This window comes from Sphingopyxis sp. LK2115 (assembly GCF_014595975.1).
Taxonomy (GTDB): domain Bacteria; phylum Pseudomonadota; class Alphaproteobacteria; order Sphingomonadales; family Sphingomonadaceae; genus Sphingopyxis.
Window position 1 is genome coordinate 1 of the sequence record NZ_JABWGQ010000028.1, and the last position, 8,613, is coordinate 8,613.

Consider the following 8,613-nt stretch of genomic DNA (forward strand, 5'->3'; position numbering starts at 1 on the left):
GTCCTGCCGAACAAGACTCGATCCTCGATTCGTCAAGGGCTATCGCGCCAAAAGATTGTAGGAAAGCGAAAATCCTCCGCGGCCCCCTCCGATCATCGCCAGAATGGTTTCGTCGGGGAACCCCGCTAGGGTTGGCGCACAGCAGGGACCGACGCCCCGGCGTAAGGATCATAGGCAGAGGGCGGCAGTACGGGGGCCTGTAGTGGGCTTGTCCGCGTGCCGATATCGGGCGCGGGCTCCCGATGCGGCTGTGTTCCGGGACCGGCCAGGCCGGTAATTGCCGCCGCGATTTCGCTTGCCCCAAACAAAATGAAGCAGCCGAGCACGACCGTGATCCCCCGCCGCAGTTCCAATCGGCCGGACAGCATGAGCAAGCCAATGGCCGCCACGGCAATTACGGCGACAATGGTGGCGGTGGTTCCCAGCATCACGGTCTGAACCCAGGACACGCCGCCAGCGATCGGACTGTTTTGCGGCGGATCGGCAAGCGAAAGGGTCGACAAATAGTGCATCGGTGAAACGGATTTAGTCTCGAAGGCGGGCACCGGGCAAGGCGCTTTAACACCCTACAATGGTGACGATTTGCACTTGGCAGTCCTGCGGGCACCGCGCTAGTGCAATGATGGGAATCGCTGGAAGCGATGGGCCGCACGATCGGGGGAACAATGAAAAACAGAGTTGCCGGTTGGATGCTCGCAATCACCGGCCTTTTCCATGCAGCCGCCGCCCAGGCTCAAGAGCTTGCTGATCCGGCTGGTTCCGGCGTGCTGGTATCGGCGGTCCGGTGGCTTGAAGGCACACTCCTCGGCACGGTCGCGACGGTCGTCGCGGTGATCGCGGTCGCGACGGTCGGCTTCCTGATGCTCACCGGGCGGATCAACTGGCGCTATGGCGCGACGGTCATCGTGGGCTGCTTCATCCTGTTCGGGGCAGCGAGCATCGTCGCCGGCATCCAGTCCACCGCCAACCTGGGACGCTAAGCCGTGAACGGGGTCGAACGCGACTCGGTGTTCGTTGGACTGACGCGCCCGCAGATGTTTGCAGGCGTCACCTATAGCTATTTTGTCGCCAACGCGATTGTCGCGACCGAGTTGTTCCTGATCTTCAAGACGCTCTGGGCGCTCATCATTGCGCTCGCGATTCACTTCGTCGGCGTGCTGCTTTGCCTGCGCGAGCCGCGCTTCTTCGACCTCTGGCTGACCAAGGTCGGGCGCTGCCCGCGCGTGCGTAATTTTTCGATCTGGCGATGCAACTCCTACCGGCCCTAGCGGCCTCCCCCAAGATCGTCGCCAAGGAAGCGCCGGCGGGCCGGCATCTGCCTTACAGCCATCATGTTGATGGGCATACGGTCGCGACGCGCGATGGTTTGCTGATGCAGGTCATTGCAATGCGCGGTCTCCTGTTCGAGACCGCCGACACCGACGAGATCAACTACCGCAAGCGGCTGCGCGATGCGATGCTCCAGGCGATCGGATCGTCGCGTTTCGCGCTCTACCATCATATCGTCCGCCGCCGCGTCGACGTCGGGCTCGACGGGCATTTCGATGACCCTTTCTCGGCGAAGCTCGATGCGACCTGGCAGCAGCGGCTCGACCGGCGCCAGCTGTTCGTCAACGATCTTTATCTGACGCTGATCCGGCGGCCGTTGCAGGGACGCGTTGGCCTCCTCGATGGACTGCGCGAGAAGCTCAGTCGAACCGCCTCGCCGGTCGAGACGGCCGCGCAGGATCTTCGCCAGCTCGATGCGGCGCGCGAAGCCTTGATGGCAGCCCTCGGCAGCTACGAGCCGAGGCTCCTTTCCGTTTATGAGGGGGAGGCTGGGCTCTGCTCCGAGCCGCTCGAATTCCTGTCGACGCTCTATAATGGCGAGAACCGCCCGGTCCTGCTGCCGACACAGGATGCCGGCGCCTATCTCCCCGACCGGCGCATCAGCTTCGGCCAGGAGGCGATCGAGCTCGCACCTGCCGGCCATGCGGATCGGACCTATCTCGGTATCGCTTCGATCAAGGACTATCCGGGACAGACGAGCCCCGGCATGTTCGACGAACTGCTACGGCTCCCCTTCGAGTTCATCGTGACGCAGTCCTTCGGCTTCATCGAGCGCCAGGCCGCGCTCGGCCGGTTGAATCTGACGCTCCGGCGTATGCGCTCGGCCGAGGATGAAGCAGTCAGCCTGCGCTCCGAGCTCTCGAACGCAAAAGATGAAGTCGCCGCTGGCCGGTCGGGGTTCGGCGAGCATCATATGACGATCGCCATTCGCGGCGCCGCGCCCGACGAGGTCGATGCCGGCGTCGCTGAAGTACAGGCGGCGCTTGCCGACCTCGGTATCATTGCCGTCCGCGAGGAGATCGCGCTCGAACCCGCTTTCTGGGCGCAGTTCCCCGGCAACTTCAAATATATTGCGCGGCGCGGGCTCGTTTCGACCGGCAATTTCGCGGGGCTTGCGAGCGGGCATAATTTCGCGCTCGGCCAGCCCCATGGCAATCATTGGGGCGACGCGGTTACCCTGCTCGAGACGACCGCGGCGGGTCCCTATTTCTTTAATTTCCACCAGGGCGATCTCGGCAACTTCACGATCATCGGACCCTCGGGCTCAGGCAAGACCGTCGCACTCAACTTCCTGCTCGCGCAGGCGCGCAAGTTCGATCCGCGTATCGTGTTTTTCGACAAGGATCGCGGCGGCGAGCTTTTCATCCGCGCGATCGGCGGACGCTACGATGTCCTGCGCCCCGGGACACCCTCGGGACTCAATCCACTTCAGCTCGAAGACAATCCGGCCAACCGCCAGTTTCTGATCGACTGGCTGGCGCTGCTCGCGGGGCCCGTGGACGTCGAGGAACTCGCCCAGATCAAGGATGCAATCGACGCCAACTATGCGCAACCGCCGCATCATCGCCGGCTACGCCATATCGTCGAGCTCTTTCGAGGCGGCCATAGGCCCCACGCCGACGACCTCTGGTCGCGCCTGCGCCCCTGGTGGGGCGATGGCGAGCGCGCCTGGCTCTTCGACAATGAGGCGGACGCAACCGATCTGACCGTCCGTTCGGTCGGGTTCGACATGACGCAGATCCTCGACGATCCGGCGGTGCGCACGCCGGCGATGATGTATCTCTTCCACCGCGTCGAGGAACGGCTTGACGGCAGCCCCGCGATCATCGTCGTCGACGAGGGTTGGAAGGCGCTCGACGACGACGTGTTCGTCCGCCGGATCAAGGATTGGGAGAAGACGATCCGCAAGCGCAATGGCATCGTCGGCTTCGCGACGCAGAGCGCGCAAGATGCACTCGAAAGCCGGATCGCGAGCGCAATCATCGAACAGGCGGCAACGCAGATCTTCATGGCGAACCCGAAAGCGCGCGCCGACGATTATGTCGACGGGTTTGGCCTCACCTCTCACGAATATGAACTGGTGCGCTCGCTTCCCGACAGCGCGCATTGCTTCCTCGTCAAGCACGGCAATGAGAGCGTCGTCGTCCGGCTCAACCTGACTGGCGAGCGCGAGCTGCTGACGATCCTTTCCGGGCGCGAACGCACGGTGCGGCTCCTCGATGAGCTGCGCGCGGAGCACGGCGACGCCCCCGAAGCCTGGTACGATGCGCTGATGGAGCGTGCCTGATGGCGACGATCTGCGACAATATCCCGAGCGCTGAAAGCTTCGCCCCGAGCGCGATCCGCTTCCTCGACTGCCAGGCGCAGTTGCTGGGCGCGGAAGGCTATAGGGCGCTTGCCGCACCGGGATCGGTGGCCTCGATTCTCCTGACCGGCATGACAACGCTGCTGATCGCGTTGATCGGCTACCGGATGCTTTTCGGACACACGCCGACGGTGCGCGAGGGCGTGTTGACCTTCGTCAAGATCGGTCTCGTGCTGGTGCTGGCGACAAGCTGGCCTGCCTATCAGACATTGGTCTACGACATCATCCTTCATTCGCCCGCCGAACTGGCCTCTGCGATCGGGAACCCGACGAACCTGCCGGGAAGCAACGGCGGTCTCGTTGGGCGGATCGACGCGGTCGATCAGGCGCTCAAGGTGCTGGCGATCGATGGCGTGGGACAGCCGCCGCTTGGTCCCGACGGCCGCCCGTTGATGCCGTCGGTTCCGCCACCGCCGTTTCTCGGGTTCGACAGCTTTGCGCTGGGCTTTGCCCGAGTAATCTTCCTCGTATCGACGATCGCCTCATTCGCGGTCGTGCGGATCGCCGCCGCGCTCTTGCTCGCGCTGGCGCCGTTATTCGCGGCCTTCTTGCTGTTCGACGGAACGCGCGGGCTGTTCGAGGGTTGGCTCAAGGCACTGCTGGGGGTCGCGTTCGGCAGTCTCGCGGTTGCGGTCACGCTCGGGGTCGAGCTCGCCTTTGTCGAGCCTTGGCTCGCAACTCTGCTCGCGCGGCGTGCAGGCGATCTCGACATTATGGGTGTTCCGGCGCAACTGCTCGCCGCCATGACGATCTTCACGATCGCACTGACGGGCGTGATGTGGCTGACGGCGCGTATCGCGATGAGCCTTAGAGTTCCTGCCTGGACCAATGCTCTTGCGACCGCTTGGCCGGCCAATGGTTCGCGTCCGGAAACCGCCCGGCACACCGCCACCGCGCACCCGCCGATCGAAAGCCGTTCGCGCGCCGCGGCGATTGCCGATGCCGTCGCCATGAACCAGCGCCGCGAAGCTGTGGTCGCGGAGGCGGCGGGTGGCTCGCGTGCCGCCCATATCGCCCGCAGCACCGCCAGGCAGAATCGCGACGAACCGCGCGAGCGGGCACCGATCCTCGGCTCCGCTGGCCGGCGAACGCGCCAGCGCGTGTCGTCACGCACGCTCGCCAGGGATAGACATATATGAAGCAGACCAGCCGCGAGGCGCTCGACGCCTATTATGCCGAAGCCGACAGCTGGGCGAATGACCGTAACGACGCGCTACGCTCGTCGCGCCGGACCGCTTGGTGGGTAGCAGGCGCTGCGAGCGTGATCGCCGTATGCGAGGCGTTGGCGCTGCTCTTTCTCACCCCGCTCAAGACCGTCGAGCCATATACTTTGCTCGTCGACCGGCAGACCGGGTTCGTGCAGCAGCTGAAACCGCTCGAGGCGCAGACGATCTCGCCAACCCACGCGCTCACCCAGTCGTTCCTCGTGCAATATGTGATCGCGCGCGAAGGCTTCGACATCGATCTGCTGCAAAACGACTATCGCAAGGTCGCACTCTGGTCCGCGGGAGCGGCACGCGACGATTATCTTTCCGAAATCCAGGTCTCCAATCCCGAAAGCCCGCTCGTCCGCCTGCCCCGTTCCTCACTGATCGACGTCGAGGTGAAGAGCGTCACGCCGCTCGGCGGCGACACCGCGATGATCCGCTTCGACACGCGGCGGCGCGATGCCAACGGCCATATCTATCCGGCGCAGCCTTGGGTGGTCGTTGTACGCTACAGCTATAGCGGCGAGCCGATGAGCGCGGCCGACCGGATGGTGAACCCCCTGGGGTTCAAGGTGTCGAGCTATCGCAAGAGCGCCGAAGCCTTGCCCGCACCCGAACCCGCCGCGGTTGCCACATCTTCCGCCGCGGTCGATCCGCGTACAGCGGGCGCGGCGCCGCAGCAGGTGCCGTCGCACCCATGATGCTCCGGACGCCCTGGCTCCTGCTCGCGCTGCTCACGGCCGCCGCGCAGGCGCAGGTGCGCCCGCAGCCGAGCGGCGGCGACCAGCGTATGCAGACGGTCGATTATCGGCGCGACCAGGTCGTGCAGATCGAGGGAGCACCGGGCTATCAGGTGTTGATCGCGCTTGCACCAGATGAGCGCATTCAGAATGTTGCGCTCGGCGACAGCGGCGCCTGGCAAGTGGTCGCGAGCCAGAGCGGCAATATGCTCTTCGTCCGGCCGATGCAGGACGGCGTCAGCACAAACATGACCGTCATCACCAGCGCACGCTTCTATGCCTTCGATCTCGTTCCCGTCGCTTACGGATCGCCGCCTTATGAAGTGCGGTTCAACTATCCGGCCGAAACGGGCAGCGCAATGCCGGCAGCTCCGGACGAGATGGGCGAGCAGATCGCGAAATATAAGCTGAGCGGCACCAAGGCGCTCTGGCCTGATGCGATCAGCGACGACGGGGCTAAGACCTATATCGATTGGCCTGCCGACACGCCGCTGCCCGCCGCTTTCTTCATCGACGAATATGGCCGCGAGCGGCTCGCGAACGGCAATATGCGCGGCGGGCTATATGTCATCGACAGCGTTCACCAGGAGTTGTTGTTCCGGATCGACCGGAAGACCGCGCGCGCGAAGCGCTATGTTCCCAAGGCACGCATCCCATGACCGCACCGGACACATCTCCCGAAGCCTTGGCCGAACCGGCCGAGCGCGGCGCGATGCCGCGCGTCGCCAAGCCGTCGGCAGGCCTGTCGACCGCGGCGATCGCGATCGGGGCGGTGCTTGCCGGCGCTATTCTGTTCTCGGTTCTCGAAGCAAGGCGGGCGGCCTTGACCGCGCCCGCCGTGCGTCCAGCGCGCGCCGATCTGATGGCTGCATCCGGCGCCCCGCCGCCTCTCTATATCCCGCCCGCACGTTTGCCAGCGGCGGCGATCTCACTGCCGCCGCCAGCGAGCGCGGCGCCGGTCCAGCATATCCCCGCGCCCCGGCCGCCGATGTTCACGGCGCCATCGCCGCCGCCTGCGACACCGCCGCCGCTATCCTATGCGCCCCCACCGCCCGTCGCCACGCCCCGATCTGTCAGCGGTGCGATCCTCGTGGTCGACACATCACAGCTGCAGGCGCCCGCGGCTCAAGCGGCGGCCGGGGCCGGCGGCAACCAACCCCTCTCGGCGGCGGGCGCCGATATAGCGTCGCGCAGCCGGGCGGGCGCAATGTCGGATCGGGCGACGACCGTCCCGCAAGGCACGCTGATCCCGGCGGTGCTCGAAACGGCGTTTAATTCGACAGGCTCGGGCTTCGCTCGCGCGCTCGTACAACGCGACGTTTATGGATTTGACGGTACGCGTGTCCTGATCCCGCGCGGCAGCCGCCTGATCGGCGAATATAGGTCGGAAACGAGTCCCGGTCAGAAGCGCGCCTTCGTGACGTGGACGCGGCTCATCCGCCCCGATGGCGTAACGATCGCGATCGGATCGCCCACCACCGATCCGGTCGGGGTCGGCGGCGTCCGGGCGAAAGTCGACAGCCATTTCTTCGAGCGGTTCGCCGGCTCGATCCTGCAGACGGCGATGCTGATCGGCGGTAACCTCGCTGCGCGATCGGTCGGAGATTCGGTCGTCGTTGCGCTGCCCGGCTCGTTCCCGACCGCTGGCGCCACCACGCCGGCGACCCAGATTCCGCCGACGCTCAGCGTGCGCCAGGGAACGAGCATCAGCGTGTTCGTCGCGCGCGATCTCGATTTCACCGCAGTCGAGGCGCGGCGATGACGATGGCTGCGCTCGCTGGTCGGGTCTACCTGAGCAGCTATCTCGCGCCCCTCGCCTTTGCGCTCGAGCGCGAGGACGTCACCGACATCTATGTCAACCGGCCTGGCGAGATATGGATCGAAACGCTCGGCGGCGCGATCGAGCGGCACGAGGTTCCAGAGCTTGACGCTGCGCTGTTGCCGCGGCTCGCGCGGCAAGTGGCAGCGCTCAGCCATCAGGGGATCAGCCGTGAGCATCCGCTGCTCTCGGCGAGCCTGCCCGACGGTTCGCGCATCCAGATCGCCCAGCCGCCCGCGACGCGCGGCGAACTGGCGATCGCGATCCGCAAGCATGTGTCGGCGGGACTGACGCTTGACGATTATGTGTCGGCCGACGCGTTTCGCAACCTGCGCACGGGTGAACGAGGTTCCTCGGTAGCTCTCGACCGGGTCCGGGCGCTTGTCGATAAGGGAGATGTTGGCGCTGCGCTGCGTGAGGCGGTCAGGGGACGGCTCAATATCCTGATCTCTGGTGGGACCTCGTCGGGCAAGACGACCTTCCTCAATGCGCTGATCCGTGAAATCCCGATCAACGAGCGGTTGATCCTCATCGAGGATACACCGGAGATCCGATTGAGGCATGAAAATGCCGTGGGATTGATAGCCGCGCGAAGCGCGCTCGGCGAAGCGAATGTGACGGCTAACGATCTGGTGTCGGCCTCGCTCCGCATGCGGCCCGATCGGATCATTCTTGGCGAGCTGCGCGGACCGGAGGCTTTCGCGTTCCTGCGTGCGATCAATACCGGGCATCCAGGGTCGATGACGACCATCCATGCTGACGGCGTTGAGCGTGCGTTCGAGCAGCTCGCGCTGCTCGTGCTGGAAGGCGGCTCAACGCTCCAGCGTGACGATATTCTGGCTTACATGCGAACCACGATCGACGTGGTTCTTCAGCTCAGCCGCGATGCGGCGGGGAGGCATGTTTCCGAACTCTCGATAAGATCGAGAGCCAAACCCCGATAAGAAAAGGGGCTGACATAGATTGCAGACAAAAGTTATGTAAGTCATATGGTTAGAGAGAGGCGCAGGAGCCGCCTTGGGCGGGGTGTGCAGGAAGAACTTATCAAGTATTTCTGCGCGGGCGTGACGGCCCGTGGGGCGGCAGAAGTTTCGGGGGTCATGGGGTCGCGTCCGTCAAGGTGGTGTAATTTCGGCTGTGGCCGTGGGCCAT

The 8,613-nt window shown here is 64.8% G+C and carries 9 protein-coding genes; 8 read left to right on the forward strand and 1 reads right to left on the reverse strand.

The window, feature by feature from the left end:
* Positions 1 to 125: 125 nt before the first annotated feature.
* Positions 126 to 545 carry a TrbC/VirB2 family protein gene (locus HUW43_RS04610; RefSeq protein ID WP_317450820.1) on the reverse strand — a complete coding sequence of 140 codons (420 nt, stop codon included), beginning with the start codon at positions 543 to 545 and terminating at the stop codon, positions 126 to 128.
* A 120-nt stretch (positions 546 to 665) separates the two neighbouring features.
* On the opposite strand from HUW43_RS04610, the gene HUW43_RS04615 reads away from it, so the two are divergent.
* From HUW43_RS04615 to virB11, 8 genes are read left to right on the forward strand one after another with little or no spacing between them, the layout of a single operon-like run.
* Positions 666 to 980, forward strand: coding sequence for a TrbC/VirB2 family protein (locus tag HUW43_RS04615; protein WP_188236312.1), 315 nt, complete (start codon positions 666 to 668; stop codon positions 978 to 980).
* A gap of 3 nt (positions 981 to 983) precedes the next feature.
* A complete protein-coding gene (locus HUW43_RS04620; RefSeq protein ID WP_188236305.1) occupies positions 984 to 1,268 on the forward strand; it encodes a type IV secretion system protein VirB3 in 285 nt (94 codons plus the stop codon).
* On the forward strand, positions 1,247 to 3,616 hold the full coding sequence (locus tag HUW43_RS04625) for a VirB4 family type IV secretion/conjugal transfer ATPase (RefSeq protein ID WP_188236306.1): 2,370 nt from the start codon (positions 1,247 to 1,249) through the stop codon (positions 3,614 to 3,616). The genes HUW43_RS04620 and HUW43_RS04625 overlap by 22 nt, the downstream gene beginning before the upstream one ends.
* Positions 3,616 to 4,833: a type IV secretion system protein gene (locus HUW43_RS04630; RefSeq protein WP_188236307.1), complete on the forward strand. Its 1,218-nt coding sequence runs from the start codon at positions 3,616 to 3,618 to the stop codon at positions 4,831 to 4,833. Before HUW43_RS04625 ends, HUW43_RS04630 begins: the two co-directional genes overlap by 1 nt.
* The gene (locus HUW43_RS04635; RefSeq protein ID WP_188236308.1) at positions 4,830 to 5,603 is read left to right on the forward strand and encodes a virB8 family protein; all 774 of its coding nucleotides are present in this window, start codon (positions 4,830 to 4,832) and stop codon (positions 5,601 to 5,603) included. Before HUW43_RS04630 ends, HUW43_RS04635 begins: the two co-directional genes overlap by 4 nt.
* Positions 5,600 to 6,301 (forward strand): TrbG/VirB9 family P-type conjugative transfer protein, encoded by a 702-nt coding sequence (locus HUW43_RS04640; RefSeq protein ID WP_188236309.1) that lies wholly within the window; start codon positions 5,600 to 5,602, stop codon positions 6,299 to 6,301. Before HUW43_RS04635 ends, HUW43_RS04640 begins: the two co-directional genes overlap by 4 nt.
* Entirely contained in the window at positions 6,298 to 7,404 is a 1,107-nt protein-coding gene (locus HUW43_RS04645) for a TrbI/VirB10 family protein (protein WP_223181286.1), read from the forward strand. The genes HUW43_RS04640 and HUW43_RS04645 overlap by 4 nt, the downstream gene beginning before the upstream one ends.
* Before the next feature lie 2 nt (positions 7,405 to 7,406).
* Positions 7,407 to 8,405: a P-type DNA transfer ATPase VirB11 gene (gene virB11 / locus HUW43_RS04650; RefSeq protein WP_317450821.1), complete on the forward strand. Its 999-nt coding sequence runs from the start codon at positions 7,407 to 7,409 to the stop codon at positions 8,403 to 8,405.
* The last annotated feature ends 208 nt before the right edge of the window (positions 8,406 to 8,613 follow it).